Origin of the sequence: Pseudomonas sp. 44 R 15 (assembly GCF_900004965.1) — a bacterium.
Lineage (GTDB): Bacteria > Pseudomonadota > Gammaproteobacteria > Pseudomonadales > Pseudomonadaceae > Aquipseudomonas > Aquipseudomonas orientalis_A.
Window position 1 is genome coordinate 52,370 of record NZ_CVTU01000089.1, and the last position, 18,644, is coordinate 71,013.

The following is an 18,644-nucleotide window of genomic DNA, read 5'->3' on the forward strand; positions in this document are numbered from 1 at the left end:
AGGTGCCGAGTGGTGGGGCAAGAGCCCTTTGGTTACTTTGGGGCTTTTCCAAAGTGACCCGCCGTCAGGGCGGAACCCTAAGTGGCCGTGACCGAAGAAACGGATATGTACCCGGTCCAATCCAACATCCTGGTCGGCTCTGAGGCCATCATCGGGGGCAAGCCCCCTCCCACAGTTGGATTTGTGGGATATCAGTAAGATAGTCGTAGGCGGCCAGGCCCAACGGGGGAGCAAGCTCGGCGTCTCGCCAAAGCTGTGTAGAGACCTACGTCCCGATAGCCGAAACACACCGCATCGGACAAAACGCCAAACGGTTCCCCCCGGCCTTTTTCGACAGATACATCGCCTGATCCGCCTTGCTGATCAGCCCATCAATCTGCGCCCCATGCTCCGGATAAAACGCCACGCCGATACTCGCGGCAATCTCCACCGTCTGCGTGCCAATCAAAATCGGCGCGTTGGCCGCCTGCAACATTCGCTGGAGCAAAGGCTCGCTGTCTTGCGCAGCCTGCAACCCCACCAGCCCGGCCACAAACTCATCGCCACCGAGCCGCGCCAAGGTATCGCCTTCACGCAACGTCGCGTTGATCCGCGCCGCGACAATCTGCAACACCCGATCGCCCCAATCATGGCCGTAACTGTCGTTAAGCGCCTTGAACCCATCTAGGTCAATGAACGCAATCGCCACCTTGTGCTGGTCACTCTTCGCCTTGCCCAACGCCTGGCGCATCCGCTCGGCCAACAGCAACCGATTGGGCAACTGGGTGAGCGCGTCATACCGGGCATCACGTTCCAGCAACTGCAGGCGCTGCTTCATCTGCGTCATGTCGCTGAACAGTGCCACATAGTGCTGGACGTTCCCGTGACGGTCATGCACCGCGCTGACGCTGATCCGCGAAGTCATCTGCCGTCCATCCCTGTGGCTGCTCTGGATCTCACCGGACCAATGCCCGTGGAAGTCCAGCGCGTTCTTCATCGGCGCATAAAACGTCGCCAACCGACGCACCATGGGATGGGTATTCAACGCTCGCCCCAGCACTTCGTCCCGCCCGTAGCCGGTGAGCCGGCTGAAGGCCTCGTTCACGGCGATGACCCGGCCGAACGGGTCGACCAGGATGATGCCGTCGCGGGCGTGGCTGAACACGGTGACGGCCAACTCCGGGCACAGGGTACTGAGGCGACGATCAAGGGCGGCCACGTCACGGGTGGCCGGAGAGGATCGGGAGTCGAAGCCTCGCATGGCCAGGTGAGTGACCAGGAAAGACAGCGACTTATGCAGTCGGGTCAGTGCCTGCGTGGCGAGCCTGGAGTTGAGGCAGTGACGACGGATGAGGGTGCGCAGGTTCATGGCGGGACGCGGTGCTCGTTGCTGCGGTGGAGTTGAGTGCAGGGATTATCAAGACGCAGGCCTGCCGGGGTCTTTGCTCGACCGGACGCAAGCTTTGCGGGAGGGGATGGATGGAAAAATTTTCTTGCGCTTAATGTGATCAACCCTGCGACCTAACGTCGCAGCAGACAGCCCTTGGAAAATCATGCGCAAGCCGTAGAATCCCGCGCTCGTTTGCAGGCGACCGCCTGTTTCGCCGTTCGATTTTCCAGAGGTCTTTATGTCTGCGCGTTTGCTGGCCATGGCGCTGGCGCCCTTGCTGGGGCTGTTCATTGTTGCGCTGGGCAACGGCTTTCTTTCATCCCTGACGACCCTTCGACTCGACGCGGCTGGCGCATCGGCCACGATGATCGGGATCGTGTCATCGGCCTACTTCATCGGCCTGACGCTGGGCGCCGTCTTCAATGACCGGCTGATTCTGCGCATCGGGCATATCCGCGCCTACGGCAGCTTTGCCTCGCTGATCGCGGTGACCATCCTGCTGCAGGGCTTGTTCTATGACACCTGGGGTTGGTTTGTGCTGCGCCTGGTCAACGGCTGGGCCACGGTCGGGGTGTTTCTGGTGATCGAAAGCTGGCTGCTGCTGGCCGGCGACGCCAAGATTCGCGGGCGCTTGCTCGCGCTGTACATGATCGTGCTGTATGGCGCGGGCGTGCTGGGCCAGGCGGCGCTGGGCAGAATCGCCGGCCTGAGCGAGAGCGCACCGTTCATGGTAGCCGGCATGCTCGCGTCGTTGTCGGTATTGCCGATTGTGATCCTGCCCCGGGTATCGCCCCTGCTGGATCAGGTTGAACCGCTCAAGCCACGGCAACTGCTGGGCGTGACGCCGACCGGGCTGGTCGGGTGTTTCGGCTCGGGGGTCAGCATCGCGGCGATCTACACCTTGCTGCCGCTGTACCTGCAACGCGCCGGCCTGAACGTTGGCGACGTCGGCAGCATGATGGCCTGGACGATCCTCGGCGCCATGCTGTTGCAATACCCGGTCGGACGCTGGTCCGACCACAAGGATCGCTTGCAGGTGCTGACCATTTTGGCAGTGGCTTGCACCCTGTTGTCCCTGCTGATCGTACTGCTGCCCTTGTCGTCGATGCTGCTTGCGCTGTTGCTGTTCCTGCTCGGCGGCGCGGTGTTCGCGCTGTACCCGGTCGCCGTCAGCCATGCCGCCGACCGCGCGCCTGCCGACGCGTTGGTGCCGATGATCCAGGGCCTGTTGCTGATCAACTCGCTGGGCTCGGCCATCAGTCCGATGATGATCTCGCCGGTGATGAATTCGTTCGGCGCCAACGGCCTGTTCTGGGTATTTGCGCTGGTGAACCTGTGCATGGTCACCTTCTTCCTGTGGCGACGCGGCAAACGCCCCGTCCCGGCCAACCCCGCGCCGTTTGCGGCAGCGGCAACGTTCTCGCCGACGGGCGCTGAACTGCGGGTCACCGAGGACTTGCGCCAGGCGGTGCAGGAGCACCCACCCATGGTCGATGCCTTGAGCGGTGAGCCCACCCAGTCTCAGCCGTAAAGGTCCCCCGATTGTCCCGGCCTGCGTGGCCGGGACACTACCGGTGAGTTTAGATACGTCAGCAACAACAGTGTTTTGTCATCACGCACATTGATAGCTTCCTAACAAAACCTGCACACTAGGGGGCTGTCTTCGGCGCTTATATCATTCCGAATGATAGTCACCTTTGCTTCATTCGATTCGTGACATACCGCCTCCCCGCGCATGATCCGCCCATCTCAAATACATTGGCGGATGCACCTCATGGAACAGTCACTCAAACATTTGCGCTTGCCCCTGGCGATATTGGCCGTGGTGGTTATGAGCGCGTGCGGCAAGACCCCGGACCAAGCGGCCGCCATGCCTGCCGCCAAGGTCAGCGTGGCCAAGGTGCTGGAACAGCCGGTCAACGAGTGGGATGAATTCACCGGGCGCCTGGAAGCCCCGGAAACCGTACAGATTCGCCCACGGGTTTCTGGCCAGATTGACCAAGTCGCTTTCACCGAAGGCGCTTTGGTCAAGAAAGGCGACCTGCTGTTCCAGATCGACCCGCGCCCGTTCCAGGCCGAAGTACGCCGCCTTGAAGCTCAGCTCGCGCAGACCAAGGCCGCCGCCACCCGCAGTGAAAACGAAGCACAACGCGGCGAACGCCTGCGCCAGAGCAATGCGATCTCCGCCGAGCTGGCCGACTCGCGCGCCACCGCCGCCCAGGAAGCCCGCGCCGCCATGGCCGGGATCCAGGCGCAGTTGGACCTGGCCAAGTTGAACCTGAGCTTTACCCGCGTCACCTCGCCCATCAGCGGCCGCGTCAGCCGTGCCGAAATCACCGCCGGCAACCTGGTCACCGCTGACACCACCGCGCTGACCAGTGTGGTCTCCACCGACAAGGTTTACGCCTACTTCGATGCCGATGAGCGTGTGTTCCTCAAGTACACCGAGCTGGCCCGCCAAGGCCGTCGCGGCGCGACCACGCCGGTGTACCTGGGCCTGTCGAATGAAACCGGCAACCCGCACCTGGGCCAGATGAACTTCGTCGACAACCAGGTCAACCCGGCCACCGGCACCATCCGCGGACGTGCAGTGTTCGACAACAGCAAGGGCGAATACACCCCTGGCCTGTATGCACGCCTGAAGCTGGTGGGCAGCGGCACCTACTCCGCCGTGCTGATCAACGACGAAGCCGTGGGCACCGACCTGGGCAAGAAGTTCGTACTGGTGATGGAAGGCGACAAGCCGGCCTATCGCGCCGTGGAACTGGGCCCGAAGATCGAAGGCTTGCGCATCGTGCGCAGCGGCTTGAACAAGGACGACACCATTATCGTCAAGGGCCTGCAGCGCGTGCGCCCGGGCTCGCCGGTGGCGCCGGAAACCATTCCGATGGCCAGCCAGGAAACCCTCGCCGCCCTGGCCCAACAACGACAAGCGCTTGAAGCCAGCAACCTGGAGCAGGTGGCGCCGGAAAAAACCGCGCCCAAGCTTGCCAGCAGCGCGACTCCACGCGGTTAAGGGATACGACTCAAGATGAATTTTTCCAAGTTCTTCATATCGCGGCCGATCTTCGCAGCAGTGCTGTCGCTGTTGATCCTGATCGCCGGCGCCATCTCGCTGTTCCAGCTGCCGATCAGTGAATACCCGGAAGTGGTGCCGCCGACCGTGGTGGTACGCGCCAACTTCCCGGGTGCGAACCCCAAAGTCATCGGCGAAACCGTGGCGGCGCCGCTGGAGCAAGCCATTACCGGCGTCGAGAACATGCTGTACATGTCCTCGCAGTCGACCGCCGACGGCAAGCTGACCCTGACCATCACCTTCGCCCTGGGCACTGACCTGGACAACGCGCAGGTGCAGGTGCAAAACCGGGTGACGCGTACCCAGCCAAAACTGCCCGAGGAAGTGACACGCATCGGTATCACCGTGGACAAGGCCTCTCCCGACCTGACCATGGTGGTGCACTTGACCTCCCCGGATCAGCGTTACGACATGCTGTACCTGTCCAACTACGCGATCCTCAATATCAAGGATGAGCTGGCCCGCCTGGGCGGCGTCGGCGACGTGCAGTTGTTCGGCATGGGCGACTATTCCCTGCGCGTGTGGCTGGACCCGAACAAGACCGCTTCGCGCAACCTGACCGCGACCGATGTGGTCACGGCGATTCGCGAGCAGAACCGTCAAGTGGCCGCCGGTGCCCTGGGCGCGCAGCCTGCGCCGAGTGCCACCAGCTTCCAGTTGTCGGTCAATACCCAAGGCCGCCTGGTCACCGAGGAAGAGTTCGAGAACATTGTGATTCGCGCCGGCGCCAACGGTGAAATCACGCGGCTCAAGGACATCGCCCGGGTCGAGTTGGGCTCCAGCCAATACGCGCTGCGCTCGTTGATCGATAACCAGCCGGCCGTGGCGATTCCGATTTTCCAGCGACCCGGTTCCAACGCCATCGACATCTCCAATGATGTACGCGCGAAAATGGCCGAGCTGAAAAAGAGCTTTCCGGCGGGGATGGATTACCGCATCGCCTATGACCCGACGATCTTCGTGCGCGGCTCCATCGAAGCGGTGGTGCATACCCTGTTCGAAGCACTGATCCTGGTCGTGCTGGTGGTGATCCTGTTCCTGCAGACCTGGCGCGCCTCGATCATTCCGCTGGTGGCGGTCCCGGTCTCCCTGATCGGTACGTTTGCGGTGATGCACCTGTTCGGCTTCTCGCTCAACGCGCTGTCCCTGTTCGGCCTGGTACTGGCCATCGGGATCGTGGTGGACGATGCCATCGTGGTGGTGGAGAACGTCGAGCGTAATATCGAGCTGGGCCTGGAGCCGTTCCCGGCCACTGAAAAGGCCATGAGCGAAGTGACCGGCCCGATCATCGCCACGGCGCTGGTGCTGTGCGCGGTGTTCATCCCGGCCGCCTTTATCAGCGGCTTGACCGGACAGTTCTACAAACAGTTCGCCTTGACCATTGCCATCTCGACAGTGATCTCGGCGTTCAACTCGCTGACGCTGTCGCCTGCCCTGGCCGCTGTGTTGCTGCGGGCCCACGATGCACCGAAGGATCGTTTCTCCAGGTTCCTCGACAAGATTTTCGGCGGCTGGTTGTTCCGTCCGTTCAACCGCTTCTTCGAAAAAGCCAGCCATGGCTACGTGGGGACCGTCCGCCGAGTGATTCGCGGCAGCGGCATTGCCCTGTTCGTGTACGCCGGCCTGATGGTGCTGACGTTCTTCGGCTTTGCCCACACTCCGACCGGTTTCGTCCCGGCCCAGGACAAGCAATACCTGGTGGCCTTCGCCCAACTGCCCGACGCCGCAAGCCTTGATCGCACCGAAAGCGTGATGAAGCGCATGTCGGAGATCGCCCTGAAACAACCTGGCGTGGAAGCCGCGATTGCCTTCCCCGGGCTGTCGATCAACGGTTTCACCAACAGCCCCAACAGCGGCATCGTGTTCGTGACCTTGAAACCCTTCGACGAGCGTAAGGACGCGAGCATGTCCGCCGGTGCGATTGCCGGTGCACTGAACGGTCAATACGCCAATATCGAAGAAGCCTACATGGCGATCTTCCCGCCGCCGCCGGTACAAGGCCTGGGCACCATCGGCGGGTTCCGCCTGCAGATCGAAGACCGTGGCAACCTCGGCTATGACGAGCTGTACAAAGAAGTGCAGAACGTCATCGCCAAGAGCCACAACGTGCCCGAGCTGTTCGGCCTGTTCACCAGCTACACGGTGAACGTGCCGCAAGTCGACGCGGCCATCGACCGTGAAAAGGCCAAGACCCATGGCGTGGCGATCAGCGACATCTTCGACACGCTGCAGGTCTACCTGGGCTCGTTGTATGCCAACGACTTCAACCGCTTCGGACGCACCTATCAGGTCAACGTGCAGGCCGAGCAGCAGTTCCGCCAGGACGCCGACCAGATCGGCCAGTTGAAAGTGCGCAACAACAAGGGCGAGATGATCCCGCTGGCGACCTTTATCAAGGTCAGCGACACCTCGGGCCCCGACCGCGTGATGCACTACAACGGCTTTATCACCGCAGAAATCAACGGCAACGCCGCACCGGGCTACAGCTCCGGCCAGGCCCAGATAGCCATTGAAAAGCTGTTGAAAGATGAACTGCCCAACGGCATGACCTATGAGTGGACCGACCTGACCTATCAGCAAATCCTCTCGGGCAATACCGCGCTGTTCGTGTTCCCGCTCTGCGTACTGCTGGCGTTCCTGGTACTGGCCGCCCAATACGAAAGCTGGAGCCTGCCGCTGGCGGTGATCCTGATCGTACCGATGACGCTGCTGTCGGCCATCACCGGGGTGATTCTCTCGGGCAGCGACAACAACATCTTCACCCAGATCGGCCTGATCGTACTGGTGGGCCTGGCCTGCAAGAACGCGATCCTGATCGTCGAGTTTGCCAAGGATAAACAGCAGGAAGGCCTCGACCCGCTGGCTGCGGTACTGGAAGCCTGCCGCCTGCGTCTGCGGCCGATCCTGATGACTTCCTTCGCCTTCATCATGGGGGTGGTGCCGCTGGTGCTGTCCAGCGGTGCTGGTGCCGAGATGCGCCATGCCATGGGTGTGGCGGTGTTCTCCGGGATGATCGGGGTGACCTTCTTCGGTCTGTTGCTGACGCCCGTGTTCTACGTACTGATCCGGCGTTATGTGGAGCGCCAGGAAGCGCGCAAAGCGGCCAAGGCCTTGAAGCTGGAGACACAGCAATGAGTGTGAAAATATTCCTGCCGAGCCTGCTGGTACTGGCGCTCGCCGCCTGTGCCGTAGGCCCGGACTACAAGACCCAACAGCTGGAGGCGGCCAATATCACGGCCGCCGCCGACAGCAAAAGCTACGACCACGCCAAATACGAAGGCATCTGGTGGCAGCAGTTCGAAGACCCGACGCTTAACCAGCTGGTGACCCAGTCGTTGAGCGGCAACCGTGATTTACGCGTAGCGTTTGCCCGCCTGCGGGCGGCACGTGCGATTCGCGATGACGCGGCCAACGACATCATGCCGGTGGTCACCTCCCGCGCCAGCAGTGAAGTGGGCAAAGGCCAGATTCCGGGCCAGACCACCAAGCGTGTCAACAGCGAGCGCTATGACCTGGGCCTGGACATGGCCTGGGAAGTCGACCTGTTCGGGCGCATCCGCCGCAACCTGGAAGCCAGCGACGCCGACCAACAAGTGGCCGAAGCCGACCTGTACCAACTGCAAGTCAGCAGGATTGCCGAACTGGTGGACGCCTACGGCCAACTGCGCGGTGCGCAACTGCGAGAACGCATCGCCCTGGACAACCTGAAGAACCAGCAGGACTCGCGCTCCATCACCGTGAGCCTGCGCGACGCCGGTGTGGGTGATCAGCTTGACGTGGAACGTGCCGATGCGCGTCTGGCGGCGGTGGAAGCCAGCGTGCCGCAACTGCAGGCCGAGCAAGTGCGCGAGCGTAACCGCATCGCCACCCTCCTCGGCCAGCGCCCGGACAAACTGAGCGTGGACCTGAGCCCCAAAGACCTGCCGGCGATTGCCAAGGCATTACCGATCGGCGATCCGGGGCAACTGCTGCAACGACGCCCGGACATTCTCAGTGCCGAACGCAAACTGGCCGCCGCCACCGCGCGGATCGGCGTGGCCAAGGCCGACCTGTTTCCACGGGTCAGCCTCAGCGGCTTCCTCGGCTTCACCGCCGGGCGCGGCTCGCAGATCGGTTCGGCCGCCGCGAATGCCTGGTCCCTGGGCCCGAGCATCACCTGGGCCGCATTCGACCTGGGCAGCGTGCGCGCCCGCTTGCGCGGTGCGAATGCCGAAGCCGAAGGCGCCCTGGCAACCTATGAGCAGCAAGTGCTGCTGGCCCTGGAAGAATCCGAAAACGCTTTCAGCGACTACGGCAAGCGCCAGCAACGCCTGGTCTCGCTGATCCGCCAAAGCGAATCCAGCCGCGCCGCCGCCGACCTCGCCGCGATCCGCTACCGCGAAGGCACCGTGGACTTCCTGGTGTTGCTCGACGCCCAACGCGAACGCCTGGCCGCCGAAGACGCCCAGGCCCAGGCCGAAGTGGACCTGTATCGCGGCATAGTGGCGATCTACAAGGCGTTGGGTGGCGGCTGGCAGCCGGACACGGTGGTCGCCGGCAACAAGTGATGTAAAGAGCTCCTTTGGTTGGTCGCATCCAGCCAATTTTTAGCCCTGCGACCCATTCGGTCGCGGGGCTTTTTTTTGCACGGTTATCAGTGAGTCAAACGGTTTCCGCCTGTTGGTAATCCTTATCCGTCAGACACTTCCCAAATTTCCAAATGACTTAAATATCACTCAAAAGACGTCGATAACGGGACGTACCCTTCATCCTATAAGGAGACGAACATGGACATGAGAGTGACAATACCTAATGTACTTTCCAAACAGACGGATGCGGTCGTCATCAAGAACCCGGAAAAGGTCACGAATGCGTTCACCATTACGGAGGAGTCAAACGCCGTTGACGAACTGCGAATGTGGCAGCAAGACGAACTGGCGGATTTGAAAGCGTTTTTGAAGAAGTATGATATGACGTCTATCAGCACCGATGAGCTTAAGCAGGTGGGGCGGCGGTTGTTCGATAGCAAGATAATCGATGAAAACGCTTTTGGTATGTTCACATTGGGAGACGGTGCATTTGACGTCGACGGGCGTCAAACAAATACCCATGTAAAGTTCAACGCGATCGCCTTGTTTGATGAGAAGCTGGATGACTACCTGAATTTTGTTAAGAGCAACCCTGATGTTGGTCGCTCGCAGGGCATCCCTGAGTATATACAAGGCATGGTGGACGCTAACCGCGCACTTAATGCGCTGGCGTATTTCGTGAACTCTTCAAAGAGTGATCTCTCGGTCGAGGAGCGTGCCTGAATTGGAGTCAGCAGACACCCGCCGTAGTGTGCCAGAGATCCTGGCACACTACGATTTGCCAGGGATCAGCGGCCGTATCTGACAGTGCCAGCGTAGGACTTTGGCACCTCATCAGGATTATGAAGCCTAACTCGATAAGTACCAAGGGCTCCCAGCCAAGATGCACTTGCTGATAAGGGATTACCCGCTACTACTTTCCATGAATTCCCTATTTGTTGATCAATGTAGATTTGAGGCGCCCTTCCGGCACCGCCGGCAGAGACCATCGCATCTATATTTGCATTGGAACAGCCATTAGCTCCCGTTATCTGGAAGGGTCCATTAGCGACTCCATGCTCTCCAGGCTCTATTGTTCCGCTAAAACTCTCCGAGATATTCAAGCACAGTGCCGACGCCTGAACCGAGGCCAGCATCAACGCGGCAAAGGGTAACGCAACGAAACGATTCATAAGTTCACCATCAAGTTATTGATTGGAGACGTAACATATGAAGGTCATCACACCACGCTTTAATGGGTATCCAGCAAAACCCTCACAGTTAACAACGCGACCCGTACGGCCTGAATCGTCCGACTTCATCCATCTACCGAGTAGGATCACGGTTAAAACTGTGCACGATTTTTTATTCCGGATATGCCAGCCGCTTCCTAAAAACAATAAGGAAGGCTCTGTCATACCCAAGTGAAAGAAACTGTAAGTTGCTTCCTAGTCCCGCACCGGCGCTACATTCCAGGCGTTATCTCATTCAGAATCAAACTCCGATAATGCCCCGGATTCGAGCCCGACCATTTACGGAATGCCTTATAGAAAGAACTGGCATCGGCAAACCCAAGTCGCTCGGCAATCTCGGCAAAGCTGATCTGCGGCTCCGCCAGCCATACAACTGCCAGCTCCTTGCGCACGCTGTCCTTGAGGCCCTGATAAGTCTGCCCTTCTTCCGCCAGGCGGCGGCGCAAGGTGGAGGCGGAGATGCACAAGGTGGCTGCCAGGCCCTCCGTTTCCGGCCAGGTGTCGGGAGGCATCTGCCGAAGGTCATGCTTGATGCGCGTGGCGAGGCTTTCGGGATCGCGGTATTTGACCAGGATGTTAGCCGGTGCATGGGCGAGAAAACGTTGGAGCTCCTGCGGGCTGCGCTTGATCGGCAGGTCCAGGCAGTCGGCGGAAAAGATCATACGGGTGCGTGGGCGATCAAAGCGCAGGTTGTCGGAAAACATCACCTGGTAATCATCACAAAAATCCGGACGGCCGCAGCGCAGTTCGATGGCCAGGATCGGAATGCGCCGCCCGGCCAGCCAGCAGGCAACGCCGTGCACGATCATCCAATAGGTGAAATAGGTGAACGCGCGCTTGGGCTCAGGCTCGGGCTCAAGCAGAACGATCTCCGCCAGGCTCTGTTGACGCACCAACTGGGCAGGCATGCGCTCGAGCATCAGCGACAGAAAACCCAACCCGGTTTCCAGGCCGGCCATCAGGCTCGGTTGTGCCATGGCGGCGCGACACAGAAACGCCAGGCTGCCACTTTTGAGCTTGCGCGGGTCCATGCCAAAAAACTCGTCATCCCTGCGCCGTGCCAGCAAACGCCACAGGCGCGCATAGGCCGTGGCCGGGACACGGGCATCGGGCTGCTCAAGCAACGCAGGATCAATCCCGACTTTGCTCAATGCCTCGACAGTGGCCGCACCAGGCGCACAGCTTTGCAGCAAGGCTTCACGCACAAGGTGGATGGAGATGGTGTCTTTTTCCGACATGGGATGTTGAGTTGTCCGACTGCAAACCAGGTGGCCTGCATCATAAGGGCGGTTGCGCTTCGCCACCACCGTTCAGCCGAGGTTCAGCAAAGGTCAATATTTCTTGTTTAGCAATGAGTATCATTATGTTACAACTTAGCTTCCTATCTAGTTACGCCGTGGTACCCGATGCTCGTTCCTTTTTTAATCATGCTGCGCGAAGGCATTGAGGCGGCGTTGATCGTTGGCATCATCGCCAGTTACCTGCAACAGACCGGGCGCGGCCAGTGGATGCCCGCCGTGTGGATCGGTGTATTTCTCGCCGCTGCCCTGTCGTTGCTGGTGGGCGGTGGGCTGGAACTGGTCAGCGCCGAATTCCCGCAGAAACAGCAGGAATTGTTCGAAGGCATCGTCGGACTGGTCGCGGTGGGCATCCTCAGTTCCATGGTGTTCTGGATGCGCAAGGTGGCGCGCTCCATCAAGCATTCGCTGCATGAGTCCCTTGACCATGCCTTGGCCGGCTCCCGGCATCAAGTGTTTGCACTGATCGCCATGGTGTTTTTCGCGGTGGCCCGCGAAGGCCTGGAAACGGTGTTCTTTCTGCTCGCCGTGTTCCAGCAGAGCGAAGGCCCCGGCGCGCCGATGGGCGCCCTGCTCGGCCTGATCCTCGCGATTGTCGTAGGCTTTTTGATCTATTCCGGCAGCATGCGCCTGAACCTCGGCGCGTTTTTCCGCTGGACCGGGCTGTTCATTCTCGTGGTGGCGGCCGGCATCCTCGCCAACTCGGTGCAGGCCCTGCATGAAGCGGGCGTGTGGAATCACCTGCAAACCGTGCTGTTCGATTTCAGCGCCGCGCTGCCAATGGACAGCCCGCTCGGCTCAGTGCTCGCCGGTATGTTCGGCTATCAGGAAGCACCGACCGTCAGCACGCTCGGCGCTTATCTGATCTACCTGGTGGTGGCGCTGGTGATGTTCTTCCTGCCCGCGCCGTCCGCCAAGCCTGTCACGCCCACTTCTTCCGTCTCCAGCCAGTAAGGACCGTCCCTTGTCCAGCCCAACTCCTCAACCGGCCCCGCCGTCCCGCGCGCTGCGCTGGGCCCTGGCCGGCTCGGTGGTCGTGATGATCGCCGCCGGCGGCCTGTTCTATTACGCCTCGCAGCTGGCCGCCGGCAAGCGCCAGGCCAACCACAATGAAATCGCGGTGACCATCCACGGCCACGCCTGCGAGCCCAACGCTCTGACGGTGCCGGCCGGGCGCGCGAGCTTTCGCATCATCAACCGCTCCGATCGCGCAGTGGAATGGGAAATCCTCGACGGCGTGCTGGTCGTCGAAGAGCGGGAGAATATTGCCCCAGGCTTGAGCCAGGTGATCAACGCCAACCTGCTGCCCGGCGACTACGCCATTACCTGCGGCCTGCTGAGTAACCCGCGCGGCACCTTGCATGTGACGCCCACGGCTGAATCCGACGCCCAGGCCAGGGCCAAGCCGTCGATGGTGGCGTTTATCGGGCCGCTGTCGGAGTTCCGCGTGTACCTGAGCGGCCAAGGCAGTGCACTGGTCAAGGCTGTGACGGCGTTGCAGCAGGCGATTGCTGCGGGCGACCTCGCCCAGGCCCAGGCCTTGTACGTACCGGCCCGCGAGGCCTACCAACGCCTGGCGCCGGCCTCGCAACGTTTGGCCGAGTTGGACAACGCGATCAACGCCCGCGCCGACTACTTCGAAAAACGCGAGCAGGACCCGGCCTTCAGCGGCTTCCACCGCCTGGAATACAGCCTGTTCCAGCAGCGCAGCCTTGATGGCCTGGCGCCCGTTGCGCAGCGTTTGGTCGACGACGTCACCACGCTCAAGCAACAGCTGCTCGCGCAATCGCTGCCGCCGGAGCAACTGGTGAGCATTGTGGTGCGCAACCTCAACAGCCTGGCCGATGTCCGTGCCGCCAGCGGTGAAGAAGAACGCTACAGCCATATCGACCTCAACGGTTTCGCGGCCAACCTGCAGGTGGCGCACAAAGTGGTCGACCTGATGCGCCCACTGTTGACCCAGTCGGCGGCCGACCTGCTGCCGACCATCGACAGCGCACTGGCGCAATTGGATGCCGAACTGGCCGGTTTCAAAGTCGGCAGCCGCTACAGCACGTACGACAGCGTCACGGCCGATCAGCGCAAGCAGATCGCCGACAAGGCCAAGGCACTGGCCGCCGCACTCGATGGAATCGACCCCGCCCTCGGCCTTTCCGGCCTGCAGTGAGACGAACGCACACATGAGTGATCCCCAACAATTCAACCTTCAGCGTCGCCGTGTCCTGCTCGGCATGGCGGCCACCGGCGCGGCCATTGCCGGCAGCACCCTGACCTGCCCGGCCATGGCTGCGGCCGCCGAACAAGTCACCACCGCGCCGCGCAGCGACAAGACCCAGGACCACCACGCGTTCTTCGGCCGGCACCAGAGCGGGATCGTCACCCCGCGCCCGGCCTGCGGCATGGTGGTGGCCTTCGACGTGCTGGCCGGCGACCGCGAAGACCTGGAGCGTCTATTTCGCACCTTGAACGAGCGCATCGCGTTCCTGATGAGCGGCGGCACCGTGCCGCAGGTCGACCCGAAACTGCCGCCCACCGACTCCGGCATCCTCGGCCCGGTGGTCACCCCGGATAACCTGACCATCACGGTGTCCGTCGGCGAGTCGTTGTTCGATGAACGCTTCGGCCTCGCTGCCGCGAAACCCAAGCGCCTGATTCGCATGGTCGGCTTTCCCAACGATGCGCTGGAACCGGCACAGTGTCACGGCGACCTCAGCCTGCAGTTCAGCTCCAATACACCGGACACCAATATCCACGCCCTGCGCGACATCGTGAAGAACCTGCCGGACCTGTTGCTGGTGCGCTGGAAACAGGAAGGCAGCGTACCGCCCCAGGCGCCGGCCAAACCCGGCGAGCCTGCGCAAAGTGCGCGCAACTTCCTGGGCTTTCGTGACGGCTCGGCCAACCCCGACTCAAACGACGCCAAGGCCATGGACCGCATCGTCTGGGTCCAGCCCGGCAGCGACGAACCGGCCTGGGCCGCCCATGGCAGCTACCAGGCGGTGCGCATCATCCGCAACTTCGTCGAGCGCTGGGACCGTACCCCTCTGCAGGAACAGGAAAGCATCATTGGCCGCGTCAAACCCACCGGCGCGCCGATGGGAGGCGACAAAGAGTCCCAGGTGCCCGATTACAGCAAGGACCCGGAAGGCAAGTTGACCAAGCTCGATGCGCACATCCGCCTGGCCAACCCGCGCACGCCCCAGACCCAGGCCAACCTGATCCTGCGCCGGCCGTTCAACTACTCCAACGGTGTGAATAAAAACGGTCAGCTGGACATGGGGCTGTTGTTCATCTGCTACCAGGCTGACCTGGAGCAAGGCTTTATCAGCGTGCAAACCCGACTCAACGGCGAGCCCCTGGAGGAATACCTCAAGCCGGTCGGCGGCGGCTATTTCTTTACCTTGCCGGGCGTCACGGGCGCTGAGGACTTCATCGGGCGCTCGCTGCTCGCGGCAACGCCCCTTCAAACTGCTGCCAACACCTAAAACAAACTCAGAGCGGATACCGTCCCATGAAAAAGTCGACCCTCGCGTTGTCGTTGCTGATCACCCTTTCGCCACTGGCCGCGTTCGCTGCCACGGCACCACTGGACCTGGTAGGGCCGGTGTCCGACTACAAGATCTACGTCACCGAAGAGATCGGTGAACTGGTCACCCAGACCCAGGCCTTCACCGCCGCCGTGAAAAAAGGCGACCTGGCCACCGCGAAAAAACTCTACGCGCCGACGCGGGTGCACTATGAGTCCATCGAACCGATTGCCGAGCTGTTCAGCGACCTCGACGCCTCCATCGACTCACGGGTCGACGACCACGAAAAAGGCGTGAAGGCTGAAGACTTCACCGGCTTTCACCGCATCGAATACAGCCTGTTTTCCGAGAACACCACCCAGGGCCTCGACGCCCTCACCGACAAGCTCAACAGCGACGTGCTGGACCTCAAGACCCGCGTGGACGGCCTGACTTTCCCACCGGAAAAAGTCGTCGGCGGTGCCGCAGCGCTGCTTGAAGAAGTGGCCGCCACCAAGATTTCCGGCGAAGAAGACCGCTACAGCCACACCGACCTGTATGACTTCCAGGGCAATATCGACGGCGCGAAGAAGATCGTTGACCTGTTCCGTGGCCAGATCGAAAAGCAAGACAAGGCATTCCTGGCCAAGGTCGACAAGAACTTTGCCACCGTGGACAAGATCCTCGCCAAGTACAAGACCCCGGACGGCGGGTTTCAGACCTACGACAAGGTCAAGGATAACGACCGCAAGGCCCTGGTGGGTCCGGTCAATACCCTGGCCGAAGACCTGTCGATGCTGCGCGGCAAGTTGGGCCTGAACTAATCGGGCCTGAGCCAGGCCGCCTGCGCAAAAAAAACACCCAGGCCCCGTGGGGAGCCTGGGTGTTTTTTTATGGGCCGGGTGAGTTTACAGAATCCGGTACAGCAACCGCTCGATACGCACCCTGCTCACCCGCCGCAGGAACTTGCCCACCGCCGCCGGATAATCCACCAGCGTCTGCAATTGCTGGTAACCGGCAATGCGCGTGGCGTGCTGGAAAATATGCGCCAGCTCCTGCGCTCGCGGCGCCAACCATTCGCCCTTGGGATCGTCGATCAGCAAGGCGTTTTCCAGGTCGAGTCGGAAAGCCCTGGGGTTGAGGTTGTTGCCGGTCAGCAAGGTATAACGCTCGTCGACCCACATGCCCTTGAGGTGATAGCTGTGGTCACCGTCACGCCACAGGTGCAGGTTCAACTGGCCGCTGTCGATCATCGGCTGGTGGCGCTTGGCAAAGCGACGCAGGCTGATCTCATACAGATAAGGCAAGGCTGCGATCACCTTGAAAGGTTCGCTGGGCGGAATGTAGAAGTCGTTGGCGGTCTTGTCGCCGACGATGATGTCGATCTTCACGCCGCGCGCCAGTGCCCGGTTGATCTCTCGGGTCACCGGCAGCGGCAGGTTGAAATACGGCGTGCAGATCGTCAGTTGCTGCTGGGCACTGGCGATCAGTTCCAGGATCACCCGGCTGAGCGGGTTGTTCTTGCCCACACCGAGCAGCGGGCTGACCTGCAAGTGCCCGTTGGGCAACTGCCCGGCACTGGTGTCGTACGTCGCATGCTTGAGGCGGCTGCGCAGGTCACCGATGTCGTTGCGCAGGCTGCGGGTGGTGGGCGGGTTGGGCAGGTCGAGGCGATGCACCGCCTTGGACGCCACCAGGCCATGCTCCACCAGGTGCTGCATGGAATCGGCCAGCGGCTGGCTGTGGATCAGGTGATAACGGTCGAAGCGGTACTTGTCGAACTTGTGCAGGTACACATTGTTCAGGCTGGCGCCGCTGTACAACACCGTGTCGTCGATCACAAAGCCCTTGAGGTGCAATACGCCGAACAATTCGCGGGTTTGCACCGGCACGCCGTATACCGGCACTTCAGTGGTATGGCTCTGGGTCATGGCCTGGTACCAGGCGCTGTTGCCCGGCTGCTTGCCGGCGCCAATCAGCCCACGCTGGGCGCGCAGCCAGTCGACCATCACCACGATGTCCAGCTCCGGCCGTGCGGCCTTGGCGGCGTGCAGTGCGTCGTAGATCTCCTGCCCCGCTTCATCCTGCTGCAAGTACAACGCAACGATGTAGATGCGCCGGGTGGCCTGCGGGATTTTCTCCAGCAGACAACGCCGATAGGCATCGGCGCCGGACAGCACCTCGATGGCCTCGGTGGACACTGGGAAACCGCGCAGTTTGGGCAACAGGGAGCGTTTGAAGAACGACGGCATAAGGCTCGCAAAGGGTCGAATCCGAAGAGGCCCAAAGCTTACACCATGAGGATGCTCAGGTCTCGTCAGCGCTAACCGAAAAAGCTCCTTGACCAAGAAGAACGATCGTTCTACTGTTTAAGTCATGAACGACATGACCTCTAATGAAACACGCGACATCATTCTCGACGTTACCGAGAAGCTGATTTATCGCCATGGCATCGCGGCCACCGGCATGGACTTGCTGGTGAAAACGGCCGGCGTCTCGAGAAAAAGCATCTACCGCTATTTCGCCAACAAGGATGAACTGGTGATTGCCGCCTTGCAGCGCCGCGACGAACGCTGGATGCACTGGCTGCGCACGCACGTGGAGCGCAGCAACGACAGTGGCGAGCGCCTGCTGGCGCTGTTCAGCGCATTGAAAAGCTGGTTCGGCTCGGCGGATTTCCGCGGCTGTGCCTTTATCAATACCAGTGGCGAGACCGGCAACGCGCAAGACCCGGTACGCCTGTTGGCCAAGGCCCACAAACGCAAACTGTTCGAGTACGCACTCGAGTTATGTCACGCACACGGCACCCCCGCCCCGGAGCGGCAGGCCGCACAACTGCTGATCCTGATCGATGGCGCCATTACCGTTGCCCTGATAATGGGTGATTCAACGGCTGCCGATAATGCGCAGGATATGGCGCGAAGATTATTGGCACTTTGAACCACATGCCTGGCAACTTTCGATCCACTGTATTGCTTTCAGGAGTTGCTCTATGTCCACTGACGCAGAAGTACGCCCGCCACTGCCGCCCTTCACCCGCGAATCGGCCATCGAAAAAGTGCGCCTGGCCGAAGACGGCTGGAATTCCCGCGACCCGCATCGGGTTTCACTGGCGTATACGCTGGACACCCAATGGCGCAACCGCGCCGAGTTTGTCCACAACCGCGAACAAGCCAAGGGTTTTCTCACGCGCAAATGGGCCAGGGAACTGGATTATCGACTGATCAAGGAGTTATGGGCGTTTACCGACAATCGCATTGCCGTGCGCTATGCCTACGAATGGCACGATGACTCCGGCAATTGGTTTCGTTCATACGGTAACGAGAATTGGGAATTCGATGAGAACGGCCTGATGGCCAACCGGTTTGCGTGCATCAACGACCTGCCGATCAAGGCAAGCGAACGCAAGTTCAACTGGCCGTTGGGGCGGCGTCCGGATGATCATCCGGGGCTGTCGGAATTGGGCCTGTAACCTGTGGGAGGGGGCTTGCCCCCGATGAGCATAGGTATCTACACAACTCCGTAGCACCCACCGTAACCACGATGCGAAGCGAGCCGCTCTTGATCTTGATCTGCTTTTGATCTCAGGCGCCCC

14 protein-coding genes are annotated in these 18,644 nt (G+C 61.1%); 11 read left to right on the forward strand and 3 right to left on the reverse strand.

Annotated elements, in window-relative coordinates; all coding sequences use genetic code 11:
* Window positions 1-265: 265 nt before the first annotated feature.
* Entirely contained in the window at window positions 266-1,348 is a 1,083-nt protein-coding gene (locus BFP93_RS12165) for a sensor domain-containing diguanylate cyclase (protein WP_065893311.1), read from the reverse strand.
* Between the two features lie 259 nt (window positions 1,349-1,607).
* Between BFP93_RS12165 and BFP93_RS12170 the strand changes: the two genes are divergently transcribed.
* The 5 genes from BFP93_RS12170 to BFP93_RS12190 all read left to right on the forward strand — a co-directional run bounded on the left by BFP93_RS12170 (window position 1,608) and on the right by BFP93_RS12190 (window position 9,736).
* Window positions 1,608-2,900, forward strand: coding sequence for an MFS transporter (locus BFP93_RS12170; protein WP_065893312.1), 1,293 nt, complete (start codon window positions 1,608-1,610; stop codon window positions 2,898-2,900).
* 243 nt (window positions 2,901-3,143) lie between these two features.
* Window positions 3,144-4,385 carry a multidrug efflux RND transporter periplasmic adaptor subunit MexE gene (gene mexE, locus BFP93_RS12175; protein WP_065893339.1) on the forward strand — a complete coding sequence of 414 codons (1,242 nt, stop codon included), beginning with the start codon at window positions 3,144-3,146 and terminating at the stop codon, window positions 4,383-4,385.
* Window positions 4,386-4,400: 15 nt separating this feature from the next.
* Window positions 4,401-7,580 carry an efflux RND transporter permease subunit gene (locus tag BFP93_RS12180; RefSeq protein WP_065893313.1) on the forward strand — a complete coding sequence of 1,060 codons (3,180 nt, stop codon included), beginning with the start codon at window positions 4,401-4,403 and terminating at the stop codon, window positions 7,578-7,580.
* A complete protein-coding gene (locus BFP93_RS12185) occupies window positions 7,577-8,992 on the forward strand; it encodes an efflux transporter outer membrane subunit (protein ID WP_065893314.1) in 1,416 nt (471 codons plus the stop codon). The genes BFP93_RS12180 and BFP93_RS12185 overlap by 4 nt, the downstream gene beginning before the upstream one ends.
* Window positions 8,993-9,211: 219 nt before the next feature.
* Complete coding sequence (locus BFP93_RS12190) at window positions 9,212-9,736, forward strand: hypothetical protein (RefSeq protein WP_065893315.1); 525 nt, start codon at window positions 9,212-9,214, stop codon at window positions 9,734-9,736.
* Between the two features lie 721 nt (window positions 9,737-10,457).
* Here BFP93_RS12190 and BFP93_RS12195 read toward each other — a convergent pair.
* Window positions 10,458-11,483 (reverse strand): AraC family transcriptional regulator, encoded by a 1,026-nt coding sequence (locus tag BFP93_RS12195; protein WP_065893316.1) that lies wholly within the window; start codon window positions 11,481-11,483, stop codon window positions 10,458-10,460.
* 168 nt (window positions 11,484-11,651) lie between these two features.
* Here BFP93_RS12195 and efeU point away from each other — a divergent pair, with 168 nt between their 5' ends.
* Genes efeU through efeO (BFP93_RS12215) form a run of 4 tightly spaced genes read left to right on the forward strand, consistent with a single transcriptional unit; the run spans window position 11,652 to window position 15,873 of the window.
* A complete protein-coding gene (efeU, locus tag BFP93_RS12200; RefSeq protein WP_065884619.1) occupies window positions 11,652-12,497 on the forward strand; it encodes an iron uptake transporter permease EfeU in 846 nt (281 codons plus the stop codon).
* A gap of 10 nt (window positions 12,498-12,507) precedes the next feature.
* Complete coding sequence (efeO, locus tag BFP93_RS12205; protein ID WP_065893317.1) at window positions 12,508-13,710, forward strand: iron uptake system protein EfeO; 1,203 nt, start codon at window positions 12,508-12,510, stop codon at window positions 13,708-13,710.
* A gap of 13 nt (window positions 13,711-13,723) precedes the next feature.
* On the forward strand, window positions 13,724-15,028 hold the full coding sequence (gene efeB / locus BFP93_RS12210) for an iron uptake transporter deferrochelatase/peroxidase subunit (RefSeq protein ID WP_065893318.1): 1,305 nt from the start codon (window positions 13,724-13,726) through the stop codon (window positions 15,026-15,028).
* A gap of 26 nt (window positions 15,029-15,054) precedes the next feature.
* Window positions 15,055-15,873 carry an iron uptake system protein EfeO gene (efeO, locus tag BFP93_RS12215; RefSeq protein WP_065884616.1) on the forward strand — a complete coding sequence of 273 codons (819 nt, stop codon included), beginning with the start codon at window positions 15,055-15,057 and terminating at the stop codon, window positions 15,871-15,873.
* Window positions 15,874-15,957: 84 nt separating this feature from the next.
* On the opposite strand, the gene pssA is transcribed toward efeO (BFP93_RS12215), so the two are convergent.
* Window positions 15,958-17,301, reverse strand: a complete 1,344-nt coding sequence (gene pssA, locus BFP93_RS12220) for a CDP-diacylglycerol--serine O-phosphatidyltransferase (RefSeq protein ID WP_065893319.1) — start codon at window positions 17,299-17,301, stop codon at window positions 15,958-15,960.
* A gap of 124 nt (window positions 17,302-17,425) precedes the next feature.
* Here pssA and BFP93_RS12225 point away from each other — a divergent pair, with 124 nt between their 5' ends.
* Complete coding sequence (locus BFP93_RS12225) at window positions 17,426-17,989, forward strand: TetR/AcrR family transcriptional regulator (protein WP_065893320.1); 564 nt, start codon at window positions 17,426-17,428, stop codon at window positions 17,987-17,989.
* 52 nt (window positions 17,990-18,041) lie between these two features.
* Entirely contained in the window at window positions 18,042-18,521 is a 480-nt protein-coding gene (locus tag BFP93_RS12230; RefSeq protein WP_065893321.1) for a nuclear transport factor 2 family protein, read from the forward strand.
* Window positions 18,522-18,644: the final 123 nt, after the last annotated feature.

Coding starts and splice junctions, on each gene's coding strand:
- BFP93_RS12165 (WP_065893311.1), bottom strand. CDS start 1,348: ATGAACCTGCGCACCCTCATCCGTCGTCACTGCCTCAACTCCAGGCTC.
- BFP93_RS12170 (WP_065893312.1), top strand. CDS start 1,608: ATGTCTGCGCGTTTGCTGGCCATGGCGCTGGCGCCCTTGCTGGGGCTG.
- mexE (WP_065893339.1), top strand. CDS start 3,144: ATGGAACAGTCACTCAAACATTTGCGCTTGCCCCTGGCGATATTGGCC.
- BFP93_RS12180 (WP_065893313.1), top strand. CDS start 4,401: ATGAATTTTTCCAAGTTCTTCATATCGCGGCCGATCTTCGCAGCAGTG.
- BFP93_RS12185 (WP_065893314.1), top strand. CDS start 7,577: ATGAGTGTGAAAATATTCCTGCCGAGCCTGCTGGTACTGGCGCTCGCC.
- BFP93_RS12190 (WP_065893315.1), top strand. CDS start 9,212: ATGGACATGAGAGTGACAATACCTAATGTACTTTCCAAACAGACGGAT.
- BFP93_RS12195 (WP_065893316.1), bottom strand. CDS start 11,483: ATGTCGGAAAAAGACACCATCTCCATCCACCTTGTGCGTGAAGCCTTG.
- efeU (WP_065884619.1), top strand. CDS start 11,652: ATGCTCGTTCCTTTTTTAATCATGCTGCGCGAAGGCATTGAGGCGGCG.
- efeB (WP_065893318.1), top strand. CDS start 13,724: ATGAGTGATCCCCAACAATTCAACCTTCAGCGTCGCCGTGTCCTGCTC.
- efeO (WP_065884616.1), top strand. CDS start 15,055: ATGAAAAAGTCGACCCTCGCGTTGTCGTTGCTGATCACCCTTTCGCCA.
- pssA (WP_065893319.1), bottom strand. CDS start 17,301: ATGCCGTCGTTCTTCAAACGCTCCCTGTTGCCCAAACTGCGCGGTTTC.
- BFP93_RS12225 (WP_065893320.1), top strand. CDS start 17,426: ATGAACGACATGACCTCTAATGAAACACGCGACATCATTCTCGACGTT.
- BFP93_RS12230 (WP_065893321.1), top strand. CDS start 18,042: ATGTCCACTGACGCAGAAGTACGCCCGCCACTGCCGCCCTTCACCCGC.